This window comes from Actinoplanes sp. NPDC021490 (assembly GCF_055562135.1).
Map to the genome: position 1 here is coordinate 155,595 of NZ_JBVHFW010000016.1, position 24,094 is coordinate 179,688.

Consider the following 24,094-nt stretch of genomic DNA (forward strand, 5'->3'; position numbering starts at 1 on the left):
CACCTCGCCCCCACGTGGACGCCGCCTCGGAGTTCGCTCGGAGCTCCTGTGCGGACGCTGTGCCCGCTCGCTGTCCAGCGGTGGTTACGGCCGCCGGGCACGACCGCTCGGAGGCGCCCGCACCGGGCAGGACCGCAAAGTACGACCGCGCGGAGGCGCCCGCGCCGCGCACGGCCGCAAAGCACGACCGCGCGGAGTCGGCCGCACCGCGCACGGCCGCAAAGTACGACCGCGCGGAGGCGGCGCAGCGCGGCCACGGTCCCGGCGACGGCGGCCGGGTTCAGGCTCCGAGGCAACTCCGAGGTGGATTGGAGGCCACGGCGAGAACGGGCGTCGACACTTCCGGGCCATGGGTGAAGCACGGGCCGGGCGTCGGCGCTGGATCTGGAGTGCCACGGGGGCCGTCGTGCTTGCGCTGATCGTCACCGGGGTGGTGCGCGCCTGGACCGCGGACGCCGGGTCGGAACCGGCCGCGGCCGTCACCGTCGCGGTCGATCGCGGCACGGTGACCAGTGCGGTCGCGACCACCGGGACGGTGCAGCCGGCGCAGACTCGCAGCCTGTCGTTCGCGGTGGCAGGCACGGTCGAAAGCATCGCCGTACGGGCGGGGGCCACGGTCACGCCCGGGCAGGAGCTCGCGCGGGTCGACGACACCGCCGCCGCCGAGGCCGTGGACAAGGCGGAGGACGCGCTCGGCGACGCGGAGGACGCGCTGGCCACCGCCCGGGAGAACGCCACGAAAGCGACGACTCCCAGCACGTGCGGAGCGAACGTCCCGGCCGCCTACTCGCCGTCCCCCGCCGCGAGCGCGAGCCCGGCAGCGTCCCCGACGAGCACTACGACCTCCGCTCCCAAGACCACAGCGCCCACCCGTACAGGCGGAGGTGGCTCGCCCTCGGGAGCGGCCCCGGCCGGAGCGGCCCCGGCCGGAGCGGCCCCGGCCGGAGCGGCCCCGGCCGGAGCGGCCCCGACGGGAGGAGTGGCAACCGGCGGCACCTGCGCGAACGGCGGCAACACGAACGGCGGCGGCACGGGTAGCGGCGGCGGCCGGCAAGGGGGTGACGCGATTTTGAGCGCGCAACAGCGGGTCATCCAGGCGACGACCACCCTGGAAGACGCCGAGCAGGCGCTGGCCGGCGCGACGATCAAGGCGCCCATCGCCGGACGGGTGATCAGCGTCGGCGGCCGGGTGGGCAGCCAGGTGAGCGAAGGTAACGCATTCATAACGCTGGCCGGCGTCTACGACATGCAGATCAGCGCCAGCTTCCCCGAGGCCGACGCCGACCGGCTCGCCGTACGGCAGAAGGCCGTCGTCACCCTGGCCGACCGGGACGGCGGCGAATTGACGGCCACCGTCGTCCAGGTCGACCCGGCCGGCCTCAGCGACGGCGCGATGGTCCGGTACGGCGTATTGCTGTCCTTCGATTCCTCGCCGAAGGATCTGCTGGTCGGGCAGAGTGCGTCGGTGCGCATCACGACGGGCGAGAAGCGGGACGCGCTGCGCGTGCCGACCGGCGCCGTGCACGACGTGTCCGGCGATCGCGGCACGGTCCTCAAGGATCAGGCCAGTACCGGGGTCGTCGTCGGCCTGCGCGGCGACCAGTACACCGAGATCACCGGGGGCCTTTCGGAGGGTGACGAGATCGTACGGTCGTGGTGATTGTCAGCAGGTTGCCAGGAACCCAGCTGACTCAGCACAAGTTCATAGGAAATTCCTAGGTGGCATTGATACTCCTTCGGGGTGCTGACTGATTCCCGCTCCTCGATCGCCTCCGGCGAGGCCCCGGCCCGCGCTCCGAGGGTGCTCGTCGTCGACGACGAGCCGAACATCTCCGAGCTGCTGAGCGCGACCCTGCGGCTCGTCGAGTTCGACGTGCGGGTGGCCGAGACCGGTCATCGGGCGCTGGTCGCCGTCGAGGAGTTCGCCCCCGACCTCGTCCTTCTCGACGTGATGCTGCCCGACCTGGACGGCTTCGAGATCGCCAGGCGGCTGCGGGCCACCGGCTCCCGCGTGCCCGTGCTGTTCCTGACCGCGCGCGACGCCCTGGAGGATCGCCTCTCCGGGCTCTCGGCCGGCGCCGACGACTACGTCACCAAGCCGTTCAGCCTGGAGGAGGTGGTGCTGCGGATCCGCGCGATCCTGCGCCGCACCCAGCCGGGGCTGGAGGCGACCGAGGGGCGGGGTGTGCTGCGCTACGCCGACCTCGAGATGGACGAGGACGCCCACGAGGTGCGCCGGGCGGGCCGGGCCGTCGACCTGTCGCCGACCGAGTTCAATTTGCTCAAATACCTGCTGGTCAACGCGGGCCGGGTGGTCAGCAAGGCGCAGATCCTGGACCGGGTGTGGAAGTACGACTTCGGCGGCGACGGCCGCATCGTCGAGTCGTACGTGTACTACCTGCGTCGCAAGATCGACAAGGTCGAGCCGCCGCTGATCCACACCGTCCGCGGTGTCGGCTACGCGCTGCGCCTGCCGCGCGGCAGTGACGACTGAGATGATCATCCAACGGGGGAGATGGACGGAGATGCGGCGCTGGCAGCACTGGACCCTGCGCTCGCGACTCGTCCTGGTGGTGGCCGCTCTGGCCGCGCTCGCGCTGCTGACCGCGAACGCCGCCGGGGTGCTGCTGATCCACAGCTATCTGCAGGAGCGCATCGACAGCCAGTTGCGCGGCATGGGCGTTCCGCTGTCGAAGGAACAACTCGAGGGCGAGGAAACGGATCACTATGGGCCGGGCGGGGCCGGCGCGAAAGACCCGGCCAAGATCGGCATGAGGGTTCTGGGCCCCGACCAGATGAAGTACTTGTTCGCCGGGACCGGCTTCGTGCAAGTGTCCCGCAGCGTGTCCACGCTCGACGAGTTGCCGGCGGTGCCCACCTTGGAGCAGGCGGTCGACTTCCCGAGGTTCGGCGAGCCGTACACCGTGGTCGCCGCGGACGGCAGCAAATGGCGGATGATCGCCGTGCGGAACTATGCGATCGGCGGATTCGCGGTCGGCGGCGTCTCGCTCGCCGAGATCCAGCACACCACCGACCGCCTGATGCTCATCGACGCCGCGGTGAGCCTGCTCGTGCTGATGCTCCTGGGTCTGGGGGCGGCCTTCGTCGTACGGCTGGGACTGCGCCCTCTGGACGACATGGAACGCCTGGCCACCGACATCTCCGGGGGCAACCTCAGCGGCCGCGTGGCCGACGCCGACCCGCACACCGAGCCCGGCCGGCTGGGACTGGCCCTCAACTCGATGCTGGGCCGGATCGAGGGCGAGATCAGCGCCCGGACGCAGTCCGAGAGCCGGATGCGCCAGTTCCTGGCCGACGCCTCGCACGAGCTGCGCACCCCGCTCACCTCGATCAAGGGGTTCGCCGAGCTGCACCGGCGCGGCGGGGTCGAGCCCGGCCCGGCCCTCGACCGCATCGAATCCGAGGCCGGCCGGATGAGCCTGCTGGTCGAGGACATGCTGATGCTGGCCCGGCTCGACCAGCAGCGCCCGCTCGACCGCAGACCCGTCGACCTGCTCGAGGTCGCCATCGACACGGTGCGCGACGCGCAGGCTCGCGCGCCGGAGCGGGTGGTGCACCTGGCCGCGCTCGACGAGGCCGACGGATCGTCGTTCGAACCGCCCACGGTGCTGGGCGACGAGCACGCGCTGCGGCAGATCGCCACCAACCTGGTCGCCAACGCCCTCCAGCACACACCGTCCGAGGCCGAGGTCACCGTACGGGTGGGGCTGTCTCCGCCCCGGCCGCCCGCGCCCGGCAGCGTCGTCTCGGGCACGCCGTCACCCACCGCCGACCGGTTCGCGGTGCTCGAGGTCAGCGACAACGGCCCCGGCATCCCCGACGAGCACGCCCCGCGCGTCTTCGAACGGCTGTACCGGGCCGACTCCAGCCGTTACCGCGGCAAGGGCGGCGGCTCCGGGCTGGGCCTCTCGATCGTGGCCGCGTTCGTGCACGGCCACGGCGGCTGGGTCGAGCTGGAACCAACCCCGGGCGGCGGCGCGACCTTCCGGGTGCTGCTGCCGACCTGATCGACTCTGAGGTGGCTCCCAGGTTGCGCGGAAGCTGCTCCGAGGACGGGCCGCCACAGTGTCCGGCATGCCAGCGCGCCTCAATCTGCTACGTCCCGTCGTGGCGGTCAACACCGCCCTCGGCGTCGCCCTCGCCGCCGGGGGCTTCTGGGCGTACCAGTCCCTCGCCGGAACGGACGCCACCCCGGCCGCGAACGCCTCGGCCCGCACGGTCGCCGTCCAGCGGGGCACCGTCACCAAGACCGTCACCGCGGACGGGTCGGTGGAGAGCGCGAGCACGGCGTCGGCCAGTTTCGGCACCGGCGGCACGGTCACCGCGATCACCGTGCGGGTCGGTCAGAAGGTCGCCAAGGGCCAAGTGCTGGCCAAGGTGGACCCGGCCGCCGCGCAGCGCACGCTGGACGCGGCCGGCGCCGGTCTGGACGCCGCGCGGGACTCGCTCGACCGGGCCGAGGAGGGCGGGTCCGACACGTCGGCCGCCGAGAGTGCCGTCGAGCAGGCGGAACTGGAAGTGGACGAGGCCGAGGCCGGGGCCGCCGGCACGATCCTGAAGGCGCCGATGGCGGGCACGGTCACCGCGGTCAACGGCACGCTCGGCAGCAACAGCAGCGGAAGCAGCGGAAGCAGCGGAAGCAGCGGAAGCAGCGGAAGCAGCGGAAGCAGCGGCGGCCAGACCGGGGGCGGTCAGACCGGTGCGAGCCAGACGAGCAGCAGCGGCAGCACCGACACCGGCTTCATCGAGATCCAGGACCTGACGAAGATGCAGATCAGCGCGGCCTTCGCCGAGGCCGACGCGACGAAGCTGAAGGAGAAGCAGACCGCCACCGTCACCTGGAACGCGCTCAGCGGCGCCACGGCCACGGCCAAGGTCAGCGCCGTCGACCCCTCGGCCACGACGACCGGCAACGTGGTGACGTACGGGGTCACGCTCTCGCTCGGCAAGGTGCCCGCCGGGGCCAAGCCGGGCCAGACAGTGAGCGTCGCGGTGACCACGGGCACCGTTCAGAACGCCGTGATGGTCAGCTCGGCGGCGATCACCACGGCCGGCCGCCGCCACTCGGTCACGGTCGTCGCGGGCGGCGCCCAGCAGGTGCGCGCGGTCGAGATCGGCCTCGAGGGCGACAACGCCACCCAGATCACCTCGGGGGTCGACGCCGGCGAGCAGGTCGCGCTCACCACCACGGCGGCCACGACCGGCGGCACCCAGGGCGGCTTCCCCGGGGGCGGCGGTTTCGGCGGCAACCTGGGCGGCGGCGGGGGTCCGGGCGGCGGCGGCAACTTCGGCGGCGGGGGCGCGCGATGAGCCACCCGGTTCTCGACGTCCGCGACCTCACCAAGGTCTACGGCGAGGGCGAGGCGACGGTCCACGCGCTGCGCGGGGTGTCGCTGACCGTCGAGCGCGGCGACTTCGTGGCGATCATGGGTTCGTCCGGCTCCGGCAAGTCGACCCTGATGAACATCCTGGGCGCGCTGGACGTGCCGACCGAGGGCGCCTATCTGCTCGACGGCGTCGACGTCAGCCGGCTGGCCGATCGGCAGCTCGCCCTGGCCCGCAACCGGCTCATCGGGTTCATCTTCCAGGCCTTCAACCTCATTCCCCGTACGTCGGCCGTGGCCAACGTGGAGCTCCCGCTCGCCTACGCCGGGGTCAAACCCAAGGAGCGCCGCCGCCGGGCGATGGCCGCGCTCGACGTCGTCGGCCTGGCCGACCGGGCGCGCCACGAGCCCAACCAGCTCTCCGGCGGTCAGCAGCAGCGGGTGGCGGTGGCCCGCGCGCTGGTCACCGAGCCGGCCCTGCTGCTGGCCGACGAGCCCACCGGCAACCTCGACAGCCGCTCCACGGAGGACGTGCTGACCGTGTTCGACCAGCTCAACGCGTCCGGCCGCACGATCGTGCTGATCACCCACGAGCCCGAGGTGGGCGACCGGGCGAAGCGGCTGATCCGCCTGGTCGACGGCCGGATCGTGCACGACGTCCGGCAGGCCCCGGCGGCCGCCCTGGCCGGGGGCTCGCGATGAGCTTCCCCGAGGTGGTGCGGTTCGCGCTGCGTGGTCTGTCGGCCAACAAGCTGCGTTCGGCGCTGACCATGCTCGGCATCCTGATCGGTGTGGCCGCGGTGATCCTGCTGGTCGCGGTGGGCAACGGCTCGGCCAAGGCGATCAGCGACCGGATCGAGGCGCTCGGCACCAACACGATCACCGTGATGAGCGCGGGCCGCGGCGGCTCGACCGCCACCGCCCTGACCAAGGGCATGGCCGACGCGCTGGCCGACCCGGTGCTGGCCCCGGACGTCAAGTCGGTGTCGCCGGTGGTCAGCGCGTCGGCCACGGTCACCTACGAGGGCGCCGACCACGACGTCAACTCGTTCGTGGGCACCACACCGGCCTGGTTCGCCGCGTCCAACACCCCGGTCGCCCGGGGCGCGGCGTTCACCGCCGACGACGAGGCCCAGGGCCGCCGGGTGGTGGTGCTCGGCCCGACCGTGGCCGAGGAGTTGTTCCCCGGCGTCGACCCGATCGACAAGCAGGTCACCGTGGGCGGGGCGCTGTTCACCGTGGTCGGAGTGCTCGGCGAGAAGAGCTCGACCGGATTCCAGGACGCCAACGACACCGCGGTCGCCCCGCTGACCGCCGTGCGGCAGGTGCTGACCGGCTACGGGTCGCTCACCTCGATCCTGGTCGAGGCCACGGCGCCCGGCCGGGTCGACGCCGTGCAGTCCGAGGTGTCGGCCATCCTCGACCAGAAGATGGACGTCACCGGCACCGGCGCGACCACCACGCCGTACCGGATCCAGAACGCGTCCCAGCTGCTCGAGACCCAGACCGAGACCGCCGGCACGTTTACCACGCTGCTCGGCGCGGTCGCCGCGATCAGCCTGCTGGTCGGCGGCATCGGCATCACCAACATCATGCTGGTCACCGTCACCGAGCGGACCCGCGAGATCGGCATCCGCAAGGCGCTGGGCGCGCCCCGGCGGACCATCCTGACCCAGTTCCTGATCGAGGCCACCCTGCTCAGCGTGATCGGCGGCGCCCTCGGGGTCGCGGCCGCCCTGTTCGGCAGCAGCTTCGAGATCGTCGGCGTGAAACCGGTGATCGTGCCCAGCTCGGTCGGGCTCGCCCTCGGCGTGTCCATCGCGATCGGATTGTTCTTCGGCGGCCTGCCCGCCGCCCGCGCCGCCCGCCTGCGCCCCATCGACGCCCTGCGCTACGAGTGAGGACCCCCGCCGTGACCGCACCGAACGACGACACCGCCGTGCTCGACCCCGGGCCCGCCGGACCGCCCGATGACGGCCTCGCGGCCGAGCTGGCCCGGGCCGCCCCGCGGCAGTGGTGGAACCGGGCCACCGTCGTGCTCGCCGGGATCGTGCTGCTGGTCGGCGGCTTCCTCGGCGGCCTGCAGGCACAGAAGCAGTGGGGCGCCACCGAGACTCCGGCCGGAGGGCGGGCCTTCGGGAACCGGGCCGGTTACGGAGGCGCCGGCGGGTTGGCTCCCGGTGGTCAGGCACAGGGCGGTCAGGCCCCGGCCGGGGCCGCCGCCACGACGGCGGCGACCACGGGCCGGGTCAAGCTGGTCAACGGCACGACGATCTATGTCGAGACGTCCGGCGGTCAGGTCGTGACGGTCAAGACGAACGGCACGACCAGCGTCTCGACGGCGACCAGGGCCAAGGTGTCCGACGTGAAGGCCGGTCAGTCGGTGACGATCCAGGGAAGCACCGGCTCGGACGGCACGGTGACGGCGACCTCGGTGACGGCCGTGAAGTAGAGCTATTCTTCCGCGCCCTTCCGCCGCCGGGGCGCGAGCTCGTCGAACTCGGCGCGCAACCGGAGCAGGCAGGGCACGACGATCCATTCCGACATGGGTCACCTCGCATGTGTCTGTTTTCGGGTCTGCGCTGAAGAGAGGTGAACGGTCTCCCGGGATACGTCCGGTCGCTGACAGAATGCGGGCCATGGACGAAGTGACTCGTGAGCGGGACGACGAGCCCGGGATCAACCGGCGTGCCTTCTTCGGCCGGGCGCTGCTGCTGGCGGGCGGCGCGGCCACCGTGCTGACCCTGTCCGGCTGCCCGGGCGGTGGCGACGGCGATGACGATGACGACGACGGCGATGACGACGACGACTAGAGCGGCGGCCGCGCCGGCGCGGTGATAGGTGACGACTGATATGACGTCGTCATATGTGAATCCATTGATGAAACACCCTCACGCTTCATAGTCTGAGTCGGGCTTCAAGCTGGGGAGGGCAAGCGTGCAGTCCGACGTGAGTGCCCTGCGTGGCCGAGGCGAGCTTCTCGCGACGATCGAGAGCCGTCTCGGCTCGGGCGGTGGGGTCGCCCTGCACGGCCCGGCCGGCATCGGGCGGACGGCGCTTCTCGATGCCGTTGCCTCGGCCGCGTGTGCCCGGGGTGAGCTGGTGGTCCGGCTGCGCCCGGTGCGGTCCGAGCGGCTGATCCCGTACGCGGGCATCGCCGACCTGATCATGCAGTTGCCGCAGCCGGCCCGCGACGCCCTGCCACCCGCCCAGCGGGCCGCTCTCGCCGCCCTGCGGCAGGGTCTGGCCCCGCGCGCCGGTGCCCCCGCGCCCGCCCGGCGTCTCGTGCTGCCGCTGCTGCTCGCCCACAGCGCCCGGAGGCGTCCGGTGCTGCTGGTGCTGGACGACTGCCAGTGGCTCGACGCCGAGTCGGCCGAGCTGATCGCGTTCGCGATGCGCCGCCGTCCCGGTCCCCGCGTCCGGGTGATCGCCGCCGAGCGCCGCCCGGACGTCTCGGGCCGCCGCCGGGCGAGCCGTCTGTGCCCGGCCCCCGCCGTCGAGCTGGCCGTGCCCCCGCTCGAGGCCGACGACCTGACCGAGCTGCTCGAGGCGAAAGGCCTTCCCTGCCGTACGGCGAGCCGCCTGCACGAGGCCAGCGCGGGCAACCCGTTCCTGGCCCTCGTGCTCGGGGCCGCCCAGCCCTCCGGGGCGGCGTGGCGACCGGCTCCGCTGCCCGAGGCCGCCCGGGAGCTGCTCCGTGACCGGTTCGCCGCCCTGCCCGCCGACGTCGCGCACACCCTGCTGGTCGCCGCGCTCGCCACCGACCCCACGGTCACGCTGCTGCGCCGGGCGGGCCGCGAGGACGCCGTACGGGATCTGCGGGTGGCCGCCGCGGCCGGTGTCGTCTCGGTCGCCGGTGAGCAGATCCGGTTCACCCCGCCCCTGCTGGCCACCGTGATCGCCGACGACGCGCCCGCGGCCGCCCGCACCGCGGCGCACACCGCGCTGGCGGCCGGGGCCGTCGACCCGGTGCAGGCCCTGCGCCACCGCGCGCTGTGCAGCTCGGTGCCGGACGCGGCGGTCGCCCTCTCGTTGGCCGAGGCGGCCGGTCGCGCCTCCGGGCGGCTGTCCGCCGAGCTCTATCTGCTCGCCGCCGACCGCTGCCCGCACACGCACGCCGCCCGCCGGCTCGACTGGCTGGTCGCCGCGGCCCGCGGCGGGCTCGCCGGGGGAGCGGCCGCCCTGGCCGGACGGGCCGCCGAGGCCGTTCTGGCGGCGGACGGCGCGCCCGCCGGTCACCGGGTGCGGGCCCGCCTGGTGCTGATCGACCTGGCCGGGCAGGGCCTGGCCGACATGGGGGAGATGTTCGTGGCCGCGCTGGCCGAGGCGGGCGACGACCCGTCTCTGACCGCGCCGGTGCGGCTGCGGCGCACGTGGGCCGCCCTGCTCGCGGGCGATCCGGACCGCGCGGCCGACGAGGCGGCCCGCACGGCCCTGGCCGCCCGGCGCGCCGGCGACCCGGCCACCGAGGCGATGGCGCTCAGCGTGCTGGCCCAGATCGAGCGGCTGCGCGGCGAACCCGGATGGTCCGACACCCTGACCCAGGCGCTCGTGCTGCCGGCCGCCCCGGCCCCGGACTGGCTGCACTACGGCCCGCGCTACGTCGCGGCCCGGTTCGCCATGATGGACGACCGGCTCGAGGAGGCCCGGGCGGGGCTGCTCGGCCTGCTCGTGGTGGCCGAGCAGGACCGCATCGGCGAGGCGCGGGTCGAGGTGCTGCGCAGCCTGTCCGAGGTGGCCACCCGGGCCGGACGCTGCCGTGAGGCGCTCAGCTATGCGCACCGGGCCGTCCGCGCCGCCCAGCGGGCCGGGCTGAGTCCCGGCCCGACCTGGTACACGGCGGCGATCGCCGAGCTGGCCGGGGGCAGCCTCACCGCGGCCGCCGGGTTTGCCCGCCGGGGCGTGCGGGCCTCCGAACAGGAGGGCGACACCCTCTATCTGCGGCGCAACCTGCACGCGCTGGGCCAGGCCGAGCTGCGGGCGGGGGAGACGCGGGCCGGGGTCGCGGCCCTGCGCCGGTTGCGCGACCTCGAGGCCGGGTTCGGCGGGGCCGATCCGATGATCGTGCGCTGGCACGGCGACCTGGCCGGCGGGCTGGCCGCCCTGGGCGAGCACGCCGAGGCGGTCGCGACCCTGGTGGCGGCGCGGGCCGCGGCCGAGCGCCTGGGGGCCAATCCGGCCCTGGACAGCTATCTGGACCGGGCCGCCGCGGTGGTGCTCTCGGAGAGCGGGCAGGCCGATTCGGCCGTGCTGCTGTCGGCGTCGGCGGCCCAGCACTTCGAGCAGTTGCAGCAGCCGATCGAGCAGGCCCACGCGCTGCTCGTGCAGGGCAGCGCCGAGCGTCGCCGGCGCCGGTACGCGGCCGCCCGCCTCGCCATCGGCGCCGCGCTCGCGATCTTCCTGGCCGCCGACGCCAAGCCGTGGGCCGAGCAGACCGAGCGCGCGCTGGCCGGCACCTCGGCCGCCGGCGCCCCGATCGACCTGGGTCTGACCTCGACCGAGCTGCGCATCGCCCAGCTGGTGCGGGACGGCGCGAGCAACCGGGAGATCGCCGGCCGGCTCTACCTGAGCGTCAAGACGGTCGAGGCGACCCTGACCCGCATCTATCGCAAGCTGGGGGTGCGCTCGCGGACGCAACTGTCGTCCCGGCTGCCCCCGGTGGTGTCCGAAGTCACCACCGGTGTCTGACCAGCTACTTCGCAACGCACGGTGACCCCGGATACAGGATTCCAGTGGTCGCAGTCACTTCTGTCTCGCAAGTTTTACCTGCTCGATTTGGGTATGAAGCGCGGCCCGCGCATCGTTGTACAGGAAGGCGACGAGGCCTATCGCCATCACTATCCGTTAAGGAGTCGGCCATGCAGTTCACGACCACGCTTCGCGACGTGCGCACGGCGCTGGCGAACCGCCGCACCATGCGTGTCGCCCACCGCAAGCTCAGCGAGGAGCTGGCGTCGTTCCGTTCCACCGCCGAGCGCGCCGAGATCGACGAGCTCCTCAGCCGTCACAGTGCCGAGGAGACCGAGCAGATCCGCGCGATCCTCTACCGCCAGGACGTCGAGCGTCAGCAGACCAGCGGACGCCAGACCGCCGGCCTGGGCGGATATCTGGGCTGATCCGAGCCCACCGGCCGGGGTTGCCTCCCCGGCCGGGACCTTGGCCCACAGACGCGAACGGCCCCGGGGATCTCCCCGGGGCCGTTTCGGTCTGCCGTGTCAGTGGCGGTCCTTGTCGTGCGCCCGCAGGCTGCCCGCGTGGGCCTTGGTCTCCGGATCCCGGCGCGACTTCATCAGGCTGGCCACCGTCGTGACGGCCAGGACGCCGATGATGACGACGAGCGAGAGCGACGTGGGGATCTCGGGGGCCGACTTGGTGATGTCCTCGTGGAGCCAGTGCAGGATCAGCTTGACGCCGATGAAGGCCAGGATGACCGACAGGCCGGCCGACAGATAGACCAGGCGGTCGAGCAGGCCCTTGACGAGGAAGAACAGCGCCCGCAGGCCGAGCAGGGCGAACGCGTTGGCCACGAACACGATGAACGCCTCGTCGGTCACGCCGAACACGGCGGGGATCGAGTCGAGGGCGAACAGCAGGTCCGAGCTGCCGATGGCGATCAGCACGATGAACATCGGGGTGACGACCCGGCGGCCGTCCACCTTGGTGATCATCTTGCCGCCGATGTAGTCGTCGGTGACCGGCAGCAGGCGCTTGCTCACCTTGACCAGCACGTTGTCCTCGACGTCGGGATCCTCGTCGCGATGCCGGAACAGCTGCACCGCCGTGAAGATCAGCAGCAGGCCGAACAGCAGGAACATGAACGAGAAGGTGTTGAGCAGCGTCGCGCCGAGGGCGATGAAGATGACTCGCAGGATCAGCGCGATGATGATGCCGAAGGTCAGCACCTCCTGCTGGTACTTCTCCGGCACGGCGAACGTCGTCATGATGATCACGAAGACGAACAGGTTGTCGACCGACAGGCTCTTCTCGACGATGTAGCCGGCGAAGTACTGGGCTCCGAAATCCCACCCGGCTATCTGTCCGAAGACGATGCCGAACGCGACGGCGACCGCGATGTAGAAGACGGACCACGCGGCCGCCTCGCGGAAGCCGACGGCATGCGGCCGGAGCACGCCGAGTGTCAGATCGAGGGCGAGCAGGGCGACGATGACCCCGATGGTCAGCGTCCAGCCGAGCGCGGTGACCTCAAGCATGGGGAAGGAACCTCCGGGCGGTAAGCGGGGTGGCAACCTGTCGATCGTCTCCGGTTGACCTGGGAGCTTGCTGAGCGACGCCCTGTCTACCTGGGATTTTAGACCCGGACAGAGATCAGGTCATCAGGAACGACCGTTTCGCGAGCCGATCCGGCCTCGGCTCGCGGGTGATCCGGAGTGGGCCGCAGCGAACCGGAGTGGCAACTACGCAGAGTGCTGATGCATTCTTATCAACACATTCCGTCATGGCTACTCGGGTCGATGTCGCTACCGCTCCCGGGGTACGCCAAATGCATCGACAGACGTGCATCGAAGCGTTAAATCCGTTTTACCGAGAACTCGTTTGGGACCGAAAGATACCTGGTCAGAGCTTTGATGCAGAATGCATTCTCGATCACACCACATCGGACCGAAATTGGGTCCCAAGAGGACGTTGCGCGATGATGACCTCGCTGGCATGCTACGCGATGTCGTTCTGGGGGACGCTCACCGTAACGTAGGCAGACAGCCGCAAGCATCACTTTCGGTAATAACGGGGCGAGGTTAGCGCGCGTCACCCCGTGTGAGTACCGAAGTGGAGAGGAGACGTGCCGTGACGGCATCGGCACAGCTACCCCTCGCCGACGATCTTTTCCTCACCGCGCACGACACGGTCAAGGGCAAGTGCCTGCTCTCCCCGGCGACGCTCGGCCTCGGCATGGCCGCCGCCCTCATCGGAGAACTCGTGCTCTGGCGCCGCCTCGACGTGGTCGACGGAAAGATCCAGATCATCGACGACCGTCCCACCGGCGATCCCGCCGCCAACGCCGTGCTCGACCAACTGCTGCGCGAGGGCCACCACCGGGCCGTCCGGGACTGGATCTCGTTCCTCGCCACCGGCGTCGCGACCGACCTGGTCGAACGCCGTCTCGCCCGCGCCGCCCTCGTGCAGCGCCAGGAGAAGCGTGGCCTGTTCGGCAGCAAGGTGGCCTTCGTGCCCTCCGACTCGATGATCGCCGGCTGGCCCGCCACCCGGATCCGCACGTTCGTCGGCCGCGGAGAACTGCTCGACATCCCCGACCTGGTCCTCACCGGGCTGATCCTGGCCACCGGCCTCGACCAGCACGTCTTCCTCACCCTCGACGCCCGCGACCGCGGACAGCTGTTCGACCAGCTCAAGCGTCGGCTGCCGGCCATGCTCCTCGAGCTGGTGGGCCAGGCCGAGGCCGCGGTCGGCGACGCCGTGATGGCCCGTCGCGCCTGACCTCCGATCCCCTTCCCAACCCCCTTCTCAACCCCCTCCTGGAGACCGTGTGTCCGCCACCACCACCAAACCCGAACAGAGCCAGCTCTCGACGGCCTTGGCTCGTGACCGCCTCGGCGTCGCCGCGGTGGTCTTCTTCGTCATGTCGGCCGCCGCGCCGCTCACCGTGGTCGCCGGCGTCGTGCCGACCGGCCTCGCCGTCACCGGGCTGACGAGCATCTCGATCGCGTTCGTCGCGGTCGCCGTCGTCCTCGCGATCTTCGCGGTCGGCTACGTCGCCATGGCCCGGCACATCGCCAACGCGGGCGCCTTCTACGCCTACATCTCGCAGGGCCTCGGCCGCCCGCTCGGGGTCGGCGCCTCGTGGGTGGCGCTGCTCGCCTACAACATGTTTCAGATCGCGGCCTACGGCGGCTTCGGCGCCATCGCCTCCCCGCTGTTCGACAAGTGGTTCGGCCTCGACATCCAGTGGTGGGTGCTGGCCCTGGTGGTGTGGGCGCTGACCGCCGTCCTCGGGGTACGCGACGTGGCCGTCAACGGCAAGGTCCTGGCCACGCTGCTGGTGGCCGAGATCGTCGTCGTCTTCGCGTTCAGCATCGCCGACCTGTTCTCGCCCAACTTCGAGGCCTCGTCCGCACCGGTCGACGTGAGCAGCCTGGCCGGCGCCGGCTCGGGCGCGCTGCTGGCCATGGCCATCACCGGCTTCGTCGGCTTCGAGCAGTCCGTGGTCTTCAGCGAGGAGTCGCGCGACCCCCGCCGCACCGTCCCCCGCGCCACGTACATCGCCATCGCCCTGATCGCCGTGCTCTACGGCTTCGCCGCCTGGGCGATGATCTCGGCCGCCGGTCCCGACGTCGTCGGCCGGGCCGGCGCGGAAGGTCCCGACCTGTTCTTCAACGTCGCCTCCGACCAGCTGGGCGGCCGCGCCGTCGACCTCGGTTACGCGCTGTTCCTGACCTCGCTGATCGCCGCGATGATCTCGTTCCACAACATCATCGCCCGCTACATGTTCTCGCTCGGCCGCGAAGGTGTGCTGCCGCGCGCCTTCGGCCGTACGGTGCCCGGCACCGGCGCCCCCAAGAACGGCTCGCTCATCCAGAGCGCCGTCGGCCTGACCGTCATCGTCGTCTACGCCATCGCCGGCTGGGACCCGCTGGTCAACCTGTTCTTCTGGGGCGGCAGCGGCGGCGGCATCGGCGTGCTCCTGCTGATCACGCTGACCTCGCTCGCGGTCGTCGGCTACTTCGTCAAGCACCCCGAGGGCGAGGACTTCTGGCACCGGCTCGGCGCGCCCGTCCTGGGCACGATCGCGCTGCTGATCATGTCGTACCTGGCGCTCAGCAACATCGCCACGCTGTTCGGCGTCGAGCCCGGCAGCAAGCCGACCTGGGTCGTCCCGCTCGCCTTCGCCGTGCTGCTGGTCGCCGGCATCGCGTGGGCGCTGATCCTGCGCAGCAGCCGCCCGCACGTCTACGCGGGCATCGGCCTGGGCGCCCGGAGCGCCTCCTCGGCGGGCGGCTTCTCGGCCGCCCTCGCTTCCACCGACACAAAGGACCACCAGTGACGTACCCCGAGATCCGCGCGGCCCGCGACGAGGAGATCCCTTCCGTCGGTCACCTGATCAGCCACTCCTTCTTCGACCTCGACGCGAACGCCTACCTGGTGCCGTCGCTCGAGGACCGGCTGAAGGTCATGGCCGACTTCTTCACGCTGCTGACCGAGCACGCCCAGAAGTACGGCCGGGTCGACGTCATCGACATGCCCGACGGCAGCGGCCTGGCCGCGACCGCGGTCTGGTTCGACTACACCCAGGAAGCGCCCGACCCGGAGGCGTACGAGGAGCGGCTGGGCGCCCTGGCCGGCGAGTACATCGACCGGTTCGTCGCGCTGGACCTGCTGTTCGAGAAGCACCACCCGCACGACCCGCACTGGCACCTCGCGTTCCTGGCCGTCCACCCCGAACACCAGGAGCACGGCCTGGGCAGCGTGCTGATGGCGCACACCCACGAGGAGCTCGACAAGTCCGGCGTCCCGGCGTACCTCGAGGCGACCAACGCCAACAACGTGCGCCTCTACCGCCGGGTCGGATACGCCGACATGGACCCGTTCGAGATGCTGCTGCCCGACGGCACGCCGTTCTTCCGCATGTGGCGCTCCTGACGGTTCCCTGAGACGAGGGGGCGCGGCCACCGTCCGGCCGCGCCCCCTTTGCTCACCAGTTGAACTCGGGACCGCGCGCGGTGCCGCCGGGCAGCAGCGGCCGCTGCGTGTACTCCCACGTCTGCACCAGCCGCAGCCGGCGCCCGTGCGGGGCGTTGAGGTCGACCGGCCCGCACGAGTGCTTCAGCGCGAAGTCCGTGAACATGACACTGTCGCACCGGTGCGGACCGGCGACCACCTCGTCGCTCGAGGCGTCCCGCAGCGTCAGCACGATGTCGACCTGCACGCCGGGCATCGCCTCCATCTGACCCGCGACCCGGATGGCGCCGCCCAGCGAATGACAGGGGCGCGCCAGCACGGGGTGGCCGAGATCCCAGTCGTACTGGTCGCCGCACTGCCACGGGCCGAACGTCGCCTCCGCCCGCGCACCACCCGGTCCGGCCGAGGCGCCGACCCCGGCGCCGACTCCCACGCCGACTCCGACCCCGGCTCCCGGGCCCGCCTTGCGTGAGGGCGCGGCCGGAGGGTTCGTCACCGCCCCGGGCAGGCCGCCGCCGCCCGGGATCGCCGGAGGACTGGGGGCCAGGCCCGCCATCGCGGGCAACCCGTCCGCCGCCCCGGACGGGCCGGCGCTGCCGCTCGGTCCTGGACCACCCTTGGCGCCGAGCCGGCTCTGACCGCTCGGGAACACCGGCGTCTGCGGGGCCGCCGCGGCCGGATCACCACCCGACCGCAGCAGCTGCCAGGCGTTGAAGCCGCTCACCCCCGACATGGTCAGTACCCCGGCGATCAGCGCCACCATCGCCCACGGGCGCCGCCACATCCACGAGCGGGGGCCGTTGCGGGGGCGCTTGCGAGCCGGGGTGCGGCGTACGGACGGGTGGGCCACCGCGCGGATGCCGAGGTGCGGGGTGGCGGTGCTCGTCTCCTCCGGCTCCTCCTGCGGGGCGGCCAGCGCGGGCACGCCGGCCGTCTGGCGGGCCAGCTCACGCAGGGCGGCACCCAGCTCGGCGGCGGACGGGCGGCGGTCCGGGTCCTTGTCCAGGCACCAGGTGATCAGTTCCCACGCCGGGTGCGGCATGCCTTCGGGGCGTTGCGGAACCTCGTCGAGATGGCCTCGGAGCACCGCGAGGGGCTCTCCCGCGTACGGGGGAAGGCCGGTGATCAGCTCGAAGAGAACGATGCCGGCCGAGTAGACGTCGGAGGCCGGCACCGCCTCGCCCTGGATCGCCTCGGGCGCCATGTAGTGCGGCGTGCCTACGATGGCCTGCGGCGTGGTCAGACCGGCGGTGTCGAGCACCCGGGCGATGCCGAAGTCGGTGAGACGCACCTCGAGGCGGCCCGCGTTGTCCTGCAGCAGGATGTTGTCCGGCTTCACGTCCCGGTGCACCACGCCCAGCTCGTGGGCCTGAGCCAGCGCGGCCGCCACCTGGGCCAGCAGATCGGCGGCGTCGGCCGGGGCCAGGGTGCCCTGGGCGCGCAGATGGTTGCGCAGGCTGCCACCGGCGACGTAGTCCATCACCAGGGCCAGGGAGCCGCCCACGCTGAACAGGTCGCGGACGCCGACGATGTTCTCGTGGCGCATCATCATCAGGATCGTGCGCTCCTGCACGAACCGGATGACCAGCTTCGGCTGGCGCAGCAGGCCCTCGTGCAAGAGCTTGACCGCCACGTCGGCACCCGACGACCGGTCGATGCCGCGCCAGACCGTGCCGGTGGCGCCGTGACCGACCGGGCAGACCAGGACGTACGAGTTGCCGACACAGCGGCCGCTGAGATCCGCGGTGGCCGACTCGCCGGGGATACTGCCGGTCATGGAGGGGAATGACTGCACGTGACGTCGAATCCTTCCGATCGGGGGCGTCGCGACGCCAATCGTCCGGATCGATCCCGATAAGGGCAACGTCCCGACGCCCGATCTCTCACACACGGCCAGTCACGTCGCGCGCCCGTCACCTCGCCGTGAGTGACTCGTTCCTCTCTTACCTCATCTGGAGGCAATGGACGGTCGGTGGCGCGCGCGGAAGTCGGGCGGCGGCTACCGTGGCGGCGGAGTCGGGCGGCGGCGGGGGAGTGGCGTGGGCGGAAGCGATGCGATCTGGCCGGCGGTGGAGGCGGCCCGGAAATGGCTCGACCTGTCCAACGGGACCATGCCGCTCGAGCTGACCTGCCGGATCCTCAAGGTCACCGAGGAGGCGGGCGAGGCGGCCGAGGCCTGGATCGGTCTGCTGGGCCAGAACCCGCGCAAGGGCGTGACCCACACGCGCGAAGACGTGGTCGCCGAGCTGGCCGACGTGGCGTTCACGGCCCTGGTCGCGATCGCCAGCCTCGACATGGACGCGCGCGAGGCCCTGACCGCGTGCGCGTCCAAGGTGCAGGACAGGTTCTCGGACACGACGGCCGACATCCCGGTCCTGCCGTTGTCGTGGCCACCGGCGCAACCGGGGTAGCGGAGCGTGGGGGTGTGGCGCGGAGCGCCACGAGGGTGAGCGGTCACGCAGCATGAAGGGAGCGGACGGCCGGGAGCGGAGCGAGTGGCCGGCCGGGCCCGGCCTCCGCGGGAGCGACGGTCCGTACCCACTGCCCACGTGGGACATCCGGCTCCTGATCTTTATCCGGCGCTTAAGTTGATCTCGAAGCTGTAGCGGCTCGCCCGGTAGAGGTGGCTGCCGTATTCCAGGGCCCGCCCGCCCGCGTCCCAGGCCGTGCGGGTCATCGTCAGCAGCGAGGCGCCGCGCTTCTCCTGCAGCACCTTGGCCTCGGCCGGGGTGGCCGAGCGGGCGCCGATCACCTGGGTGGCGATGCGCGGGGTCAGGCCGTTGCGGCGCAACAGCTCGTAGAGGCCGTGGGTGGCCAGGTCGTCGCGGGTGAGGGGCAGCACGTCGACCGGGATGGCGTTGTGCATGAGGGCCAGCGGCTCGGCGCCGGCGTAGCGCAGGCGCTCGATCCAGGTGACGGGGGTGCCGGGGGCGATCTCGAGCGCGGCGGCGACCGGGTCGGAGGCGGGCATCTCCTCCAGGCGCAGCACCTCGGTGCGCGGGGCGCGGTCGCCGGCGACCAGGTCGTCGTACAGGCTGGACAGCTCGACCGGGCGGCGGACCTTGGGGTGCACGACCTGGGTGCCGACGCCGCGCTTGCGGACGAGCATGCCCCGCTCGACCAGATATTGGATGGCACGGCGGGTCGTCGGGCGCGAGACGCCGAGCCGTTCGGCCAGGTCGACCTCGTTCTCGATGCGGGCGCCGACGCCGATCTCGCCCTTCTCGATCAACTCCTGCAAACGCGACGCGACCTGGAAATACAGCGGCACAGGACTGGTCCGGTCGACCTCGACCGGACGAATACGACCATGCAGATCGGACGGCACCGCGACTCCTCGCTCCCCGAGTTTGTCCTGACAAGCTAGCTGAGTTTGTCAGGACAAAGTATTGACGTACGCGGCTCCAAGTTATTACATCGAAGACGGCCAACCTAGAGTTGCCGGTCGGCTACATCGAGTTTCACCGCGCCGTAACGAGCACGGCATCCGGTGCGCTTCAGCGCGCTCTCATCCTCTTGATTTCTCAATGCAGGGCCGAAGGCCCGGAGGCTGCCGCATGCCCGCCGATGAGGTATTGACAATGGGACGCATAGGCGTCGACCTGTACCCGCAACAGATCGGGATGTCGTTGCGGGAGGTTCGCACCTTTGAGAAGTTCCTCGGCGGCAGCGCGTCCAATGTGGCGGTGGCCGCGGCGCGCTACGGCCGGCGCTCGGCGGTGATCACCCGCACCGGCGACGACCCGTTCGGCGAGTTCCTGCACGACGCGCTGCGCGGCTTCGGTGTGGACGACCGGTTCGTCACCCCGGTGTCCTCGCTGCCGACGCCGGTGACGTTCTGCGAGATCTTCCCGCCGGACGACTTCCCGCTGTACTTCTACCGTTTCCCCAAGGCGCCCGACCTCGAGATTCACGCGTCCGAACTGGACTACGACGCGATCCGCGAGGCCGACATCTTTTGGATCACCGGAACCGGTTTGTCGCAGGAGCCTTCCCGTACGGCCACGCTCGACGCGCTGAAGCACCGCGGCAAGTCCGGCATCACCGTCTTCGACCTGGACTACCGGCCGATGTTCTGGCCGTCCCGCGACGAGGCCCGGCAGTGGTACGCGCGGGCGCTTCCGTACGCCACGGTCGCGGTGGGCAACCTGGACGAGGCCGACACCGCGGTCGGGCAGCGGAAGCCGGCCGACGCGGCCGCGGCGCTGCACGACGCGGGCATCGAGCTCGCGGTGATCAAGCAGGGGCCCGCGGGCGTCCTGGCCTCGACCGGCGGGGCGACGGCCGAGGTCCCCCCGGTGCCGGTCGAGGTGGTCAACGGGCTCGGCGCCGGCGACGCCTTCGGGGGTGCCCTCTGCCACGGCCTGCTGGCCGGATGGGAGCTCAAGGCGACGATGCGCTTCGCCAACGCCGCCGGAGCCATCGTCGCCTCGCGACTGTCCTGCGCCGACGCCATGCCCACCGAAGCCGAAGTCCGCGCCCTTCTCGGAGAGGCCACCGATGCCTGATCTCGACGACCTCCTGGACGTCCGCACCCGTCGCCCGGCCGCGATCGCCGCCGCCGCCTCGGCCCGCCGGAGGCCGTCCTCGCTGTTCGGCCCGCACGGCAAGCTGATGATCATCGCGGCCGATCACCCGGCCCGGGGCGCGCTGCGGGCCGGCGACGACCCGCTGGCCATGGCCAACCGGGTGGACCTGCTCGACCGGATCCGCACGGCGCTGTCCCGCCCGGGCGTCAACGGTGTGCTCGGCACCCCCGACATCCTGGAGGACCTGCTGCTGCTGGGCGCGCTCGACGACAAGGTCGTGATCGGCTCGATGAACCGCGGCGGGCTGGCCGGCACGTCGTTCGAGATCGACGACCGGTTCACCGCGTACGACGCCGAGAGCATCGCCGCGGCCGGGTTCGAGGGCGGCAAGATGCTGCTGCGCATCGACCCGGCCGACCCGGGCACCGTGTCGACGCTGGAGGCGTGCGGCGCAGCGGTCCGCGAGCTGGCCGCCCGGCGGCGCATGGCGATGGTCGAGCCGTTCATCTCGCACCGGGTCGACGGGCGGGTCCGCAACGAGCTGACGGCCGAGGCGATGATGCGCGCGATGACCGTGGCCGCCGGACTGGGCCCGACATCGGCCTACACCTGGCTCAAGGTGCCGGTGGTCCGCGACATGGAACGCGTGATGGCGTCGACGACGCTGCCCGCGCTCATCCTGGGCGGGGAGGGCGAGGCCGCGTACGGGGAATGGCGTAAGGCTCTGGATCTGCCGACCGTGCAGGGGCTGGTGATCGGGCGGTCGCTGCTCTACCCGGCGGCCGGTTCGGTCAGCGACGCCGTCGACCGGGCGGTGAGCTTGCTGTGATGGCCCGAGTGAACCCGCTGATGCCCAGCGGCAGCACCGCCGACCGGCCGTTCGACGTCGTCGTGACGCCCGAGAACGCCGGCTGGAACTACAGCGGGCTGCGTGTGCTCGATCTGCCGGTCGGCGCACGGGCCCGGTTCGAGACCGGCGACCACGAGATGCTGGTGCTGCCGCTCTCCGGCAGCTGCGACGTGACTTGCGACGACGAGCGGATGACACTGACCGGCCGGCGTTCGGTCTTCTCGCGGGTGACCGATTTCGCCTACGTGCCGCGCGATTCCACGGTGACCGTGCGGGCGCCCAGCGGCGGCCGGTTCGCGTTGCCGTCGGCCCGGGCCACAAGACGACTTCCTTTCCGGTACGGATCGGCCGACGACGTCGCTGTCGAGTTGCGCGGCGCGGGGCAGGCCAGCCGGCAGGTCAACAATTTCTGCACGCCGGAGCGGTTCGAGGCCGACCGGCTGATCGCGTGCGAGGTGCTCACCCCCGGCGGCAACTGGTCGTCCTATCCGCCGCACAAGCACGACGAGCCGGGCGAGGGCGAGTCGTCGCTCGAGGAGATCTACTACTTCGAGGTCGCCCCGTCGCCGGCCGGCACCCCGGGCAGCGCCTATCAGCGGGTGTACGGGCACCCCGACCGGCCGATCGACGTGTGCGCCGAGGTGCGCAGCGGCGACGTCGTGCTCATCCCGTACGGGTGGCACGGCCCGTCGATGGCCGCGCCCGGTTACGACCTCTACTACCTCAACGTGATGGCCGGTCCCGGCGCACGTGAGTGGCTCGTGCGCGACGACCCGGCGCACGGCTGGGTGCGGGCCTCCTGGGAGGGCGCCGACATCGATCCGCGCCTGCCCATGACCTCCAGCAAGGAAAGGACGCGCTAGTGAGACTCACCGTAGGGCAGGCCGTGGTGCGGTTCCTGGCCAGCCAGTGGACCGAGCGGGACGGTGTCGAGCGCCGGGCGGTCGCGGGCTGCTTCGGGATCTTCGGGCACGGCAACGTCGCCGGTCTGGGCCAGGCCCTGCTGCAGGCGCAGCGCACCGGCGAGGCCGACCTTCCGTACCGGCTGGCCCGCAACGAGCAGGCCATGGTGCACAGCGCGGCCGGGTTCGCCCGGATGACCAACCGGCTGCAGGCGTACGCGTGCACGGCCTCGATCGGTCCCGGCTCGACCAACATGCTGACCGGCGCGGCCCTGGCCACGATCAACCGGCTGCCCGTGCTGCTGCTGCCGTCCGACATCTTCGCCACCCGGGCCGCCTCGCCGGTGCTGCAGGAGCTCGAGGACCCGACCGGTTACGACGTGTCGGTCAACGACGCCTTCCGCCCGCTGTCGCGCTTCTTCGACCGGGTGTGGCGTCCCGAGCAGCTGCCGTCGGCCCTGCTCGGCGCCATGCGCGTGCTCACCGACCCGGCCGAGACGGGCGCGGTCACCATCTGCCTTCCCCAGGACCTTCAGGCCGAGGCGTACGACTTCCCCGACGCGTTGTTCGCCAAGCGCGTCTGGCACGTCGCCCGCCCGCCGGCCGAGGCGTCCTTCGTGTCCCGGGCGGCCGCCGCGCTCAAGGAGGCGCGGCGCCCGCTGCTCATCGCCGGGGGCGGCGTCATCTATTCGGAGGCGTCGGCCGAACTCGACCAGTTCGCCCGCGAGACCGGCATCCCGGTGGCCGACACCCAAGCCGGCAAGGGCGCCCTGAGCTGGGACCACCCCAACGCGGTGGGCGGGGCCGGCTCGACCGGCACCCCGGTGGCCAACCGCCTGGCCCGCGAAGCCGACGTGATCATCGGCGTCGGCACCCGGTACAGCGACTTCACCACGGCCTCGCGGACGGCGTTCCGGAACCCGGACGTCAAGTTCATCAACATCAACGTGGCCGCGTTCGACGCGGCCAAGGAGTCGGCCTTCCCGATCGTCGCCGACGCCCGGACCGGGCTTTCGGCGCTGCTGGCCGCCCTGGACGGGCGGCGGTTCACCGACGACTACGCCGCCGATGTCGTGTCGTGGCAGGCCACCGTCGAGCACGCCTATCACCTGGGACACGGCCCGCTGCCGGCGCAGACCGAGGTGATCGGCGCGGTCAACGAGGCGTGCGGCGAGCGCGACGTCGTCGTCCAGGCGGCCGGAAGCCTGCCCGGCGACCTGCAGATGCTGTGGCGGGCCCGCGACCCCAAGCAGTACCACGTCGAGTACGGCTACTCGTGCATGGGCTTCGAGATCGCCGGCGCGCTCGGCATCAAGCTGGCCGACCCCAGCCGCGAGGTCTTCGCGATGGTCGGCGACGGCTCCTACCTGATGATGGCCCAGGAGATCGTCACCGCCGTCGCCGAGGGCATCAAGCTGGTCGTCGTCCTCGTGCAGAACCACGGGTTCGCCTCGATCGGCTCGCTGTCGGAGTCGCTCGGCTCCCAGCGGTTCGGCACCAGCTACCGCTACCGCGGGGCGAGCGGCGACTACGACGGCGGGCAGCTGCCGGTCGACCTGGCCGCGAACGCCGAGAGCCTGGGCGCGTACGTCATCCGCTGCCGCACGATCGGCGACCTGGCCGACGGGCTCAAGCGCGCACGGGAGGCCGACCGTCTCACCGTCGTGCACATCGAGACCGACCCGCTGGCCCCGGTGCCGTCCTCCGAATCCTGGTGGGACGTGCCGGTTCCGGCCGTTTCTGTTCTGGACAGCACGCGCGAGGCCCGAGCCGTCTACGACGCCGCCAAGCGCCACCAACGCCCCTATCTGTGAG

At 71.8% G+C, this 24,094-nt stretch carries 21 protein-coding genes; 18 read left to right on the forward strand and 3 right to left on the reverse strand.

Going from position 1 to position 24,094, the window contains the following annotated elements; all coding sequences use genetic code 11:
• Positions 1–349: 349 nt before the first annotated feature.
• The 10 genes from ACZ3I4_RS34510 (at position 350) to ACZ3I4_RS34555 (ending at position 11,461) form a co-directional block, all read left to right on the forward strand.
• Positions 350–1,660: an efflux RND transporter periplasmic adaptor subunit gene (locus tag ACZ3I4_RS34510; protein ID WP_465386274.1), complete on the forward strand. Its 1,311-nt coding sequence runs from the start codon at positions 350–352 to the stop codon at positions 1,658–1,660.
• Between the two features lie 81 nt (positions 1,661–1,741).
• Positions 1,742–2,494 (forward strand): response regulator transcription factor, encoded by a 753-nt coding sequence (locus ACZ3I4_RS34515; RefSeq protein ID WP_465386275.1) that lies wholly within the window; start codon positions 1,742–1,744, stop codon positions 2,492–2,494.
• A gap of 31 nt (positions 2,495–2,525) precedes the next feature.
• Positions 2,526–4,028, forward strand: coding sequence for a sensor histidine kinase (locus tag ACZ3I4_RS34520; RefSeq protein WP_465386276.1), 1,503 nt, complete (start codon positions 2,526–2,528; stop codon positions 4,026–4,028).
• A gap of 67 nt (positions 4,029–4,095) precedes the next feature.
• On the forward strand, positions 4,096–5,331 hold the full coding sequence (locus ACZ3I4_RS34525; protein WP_465386277.1) for an efflux RND transporter periplasmic adaptor subunit: 1,236 nt from the start codon (positions 4,096–4,098) through the stop codon (positions 5,329–5,331).
• Positions 5,328–6,047 carry an ABC transporter ATP-binding protein gene (locus ACZ3I4_RS34530; protein WP_465386278.1) on the forward strand — a complete coding sequence of 240 codons (720 nt, stop codon included), beginning with the start codon at positions 5,328–5,330 and terminating at the stop codon, positions 6,045–6,047. Before ACZ3I4_RS34525 ends, ACZ3I4_RS34530 begins: the two co-directional genes overlap by 4 nt.
• Positions 6,044–7,246: an ABC transporter permease gene (locus tag ACZ3I4_RS34535; RefSeq protein ID WP_465386279.1), complete on the forward strand. Its 1,203-nt coding sequence runs from the start codon at positions 6,044–6,046 to the stop codon at positions 7,244–7,246. Before ACZ3I4_RS34530 ends, ACZ3I4_RS34535 begins: the two co-directional genes overlap by 4 nt.
• An 11-nt stretch (positions 7,247–7,257) precedes the next feature.
• A complete protein-coding gene (locus tag ACZ3I4_RS34540; protein ID WP_465386280.1) occupies positions 7,258–7,797 on the forward strand; it encodes a hypothetical protein in 540 nt (179 codons plus the stop codon).
• Positions 7,798–7,984: 187 nt separating this feature from the next.
• Positions 7,985–8,158 (forward strand): hypothetical protein, encoded by a 174-nt coding sequence (locus tag ACZ3I4_RS34545; protein ID WP_465386281.1) that lies wholly within the window; start codon positions 7,985–7,987, stop codon positions 8,156–8,158.
• A gap of 124 nt (positions 8,159–8,282) precedes the next feature.
• Complete coding sequence (locus ACZ3I4_RS34550) at positions 8,283–11,033, forward strand: helix-turn-helix transcriptional regulator (protein ID WP_465386282.1); 2,751 nt, start codon at positions 8,283–8,285, stop codon at positions 11,031–11,033.
• Between the two features lie 170 nt (positions 11,034–11,203).
• Positions 11,204–11,461 carry a hypothetical protein gene (locus ACZ3I4_RS34555; protein ID WP_465386283.1) on the forward strand — a complete coding sequence of 86 codons (258 nt, stop codon included), beginning with the start codon at positions 11,204–11,206 and terminating at the stop codon, positions 11,459–11,461.
• Positions 11,462–11,560: 99 nt separating this feature from the next.
• Here the strand turns inward: ACZ3I4_RS34555 and ACZ3I4_RS34560 are convergent, their stop codons facing one another.
• Positions 11,561–12,556, reverse strand: a complete 996-nt coding sequence (locus ACZ3I4_RS34560) for a TerC/Alx family metal homeostasis membrane protein (protein WP_465386284.1) — start codon at positions 12,554–12,556, stop codon at positions 11,561–11,563.
• A 592-nt stretch (positions 12,557–13,148) separates the two neighbouring features.
• On the opposite strand from ACZ3I4_RS34560, the gene ACZ3I4_RS34565 reads away from it, so the two are divergent.
• From ACZ3I4_RS34565 to ACZ3I4_RS34575, 3 genes are read left to right on the forward strand one after another with little or no spacing between them, the layout of a single operon-like run.
• The gene (locus ACZ3I4_RS34565) at positions 13,149–13,799 is read left to right on the forward strand and encodes a GOLPH3/VPS74 family protein (protein ID WP_465386285.1); all 651 of its coding nucleotides are present in this window, start codon (positions 13,149–13,151) and stop codon (positions 13,797–13,799) included.
• A 49-nt stretch (positions 13,800–13,848) separates the two neighbouring features.
• On the forward strand, positions 13,849–15,363 hold the full coding sequence (locus tag ACZ3I4_RS34570; protein ID WP_465386286.1) for an APC family permease: 1,515 nt from the start codon (positions 13,849–13,851) through the stop codon (positions 15,361–15,363).
• Entirely contained in the window at positions 15,360–15,959 is a 600-nt protein-coding gene (locus ACZ3I4_RS34575) for a GNAT family N-acetyltransferase (RefSeq protein ID WP_465386287.1), read from the forward strand. Before ACZ3I4_RS34570 ends, ACZ3I4_RS34575 begins: the two co-directional genes overlap by 4 nt.
• Before the next feature lie 52 nt (positions 15,960–16,011).
• Here ACZ3I4_RS34575 and ACZ3I4_RS34580 read toward each other — a convergent pair whose 3' ends face one another.
• Complete coding sequence (locus tag ACZ3I4_RS34580; protein ID WP_465386288.1) at positions 16,012–17,775, reverse strand: serine/threonine-protein kinase; 1,764 nt, start codon at positions 17,773–17,775, stop codon at positions 16,012–16,014.
• Between the two features lie 262 nt (positions 17,776–18,037).
• Between ACZ3I4_RS34580 and ACZ3I4_RS34585 the strand changes: the two genes are divergently transcribed.
• Positions 18,038–18,409: a nucleoside triphosphate pyrophosphohydrolase family protein gene (locus ACZ3I4_RS34585; RefSeq protein WP_465386289.1), complete on the forward strand. Its 372-nt coding sequence runs from the start codon at positions 18,038–18,040 to the stop codon at positions 18,407–18,409.
• A gap of 161 nt (positions 18,410–18,570) precedes the next feature.
• Here ACZ3I4_RS34585 and ACZ3I4_RS34590 read toward each other — a convergent pair whose 3' ends face one another.
• A complete protein-coding gene (locus ACZ3I4_RS34590; protein WP_465386290.1) occupies positions 18,571–19,326 on the reverse strand; it encodes a GntR family transcriptional regulator in 756 nt (251 codons plus the stop codon).
• A gap of 253 nt (positions 19,327–19,579) precedes the next feature.
• On the opposite strand from ACZ3I4_RS34590, the gene iolC reads away from it, so the two are divergent.
• Genes iolC through iolD form a run of 4 tightly spaced genes read left to right on the forward strand, consistent with a single transcriptional unit; the run spans position 19,580 to position 24,093 of the window.
• Complete coding sequence (iolC, locus tag ACZ3I4_RS34595) at positions 19,580–20,506, forward strand: 5-dehydro-2-deoxygluconokinase (RefSeq protein WP_465386291.1); 927 nt, start codon at positions 19,580–19,582, stop codon at positions 20,504–20,506.
• Entirely contained in the window at positions 20,499–21,356 is an 858-nt protein-coding gene (locus tag ACZ3I4_RS34600) for a Cgl0159 family (beta/alpha)8-fold protein (protein ID WP_465386292.1), read from the forward strand. The genes iolC and ACZ3I4_RS34600 overlap by 8 nt, the downstream gene beginning before the upstream one ends.
• A complete protein-coding gene (gene iolB, locus ACZ3I4_RS34605) occupies positions 21,356–22,240 on the forward strand; it encodes a 5-deoxy-glucuronate isomerase (RefSeq protein ID WP_465386293.1) in 885 nt (294 codons plus the stop codon). The genes ACZ3I4_RS34600 and iolB overlap by 1 nt, the downstream gene beginning before the upstream one ends.
• Entirely contained in the window at positions 22,240–24,093 is a 1,854-nt protein-coding gene (iolD, locus tag ACZ3I4_RS34610) for a 3D-(3,5/4)-trihydroxycyclohexane-1,2-dione acylhydrolase (decyclizing) (protein WP_465386294.1), read from the forward strand. Before iolB ends, iolD begins: the two co-directional genes overlap by 1 nt.
• Position 24,094: the final 1 nt, after the last annotated feature.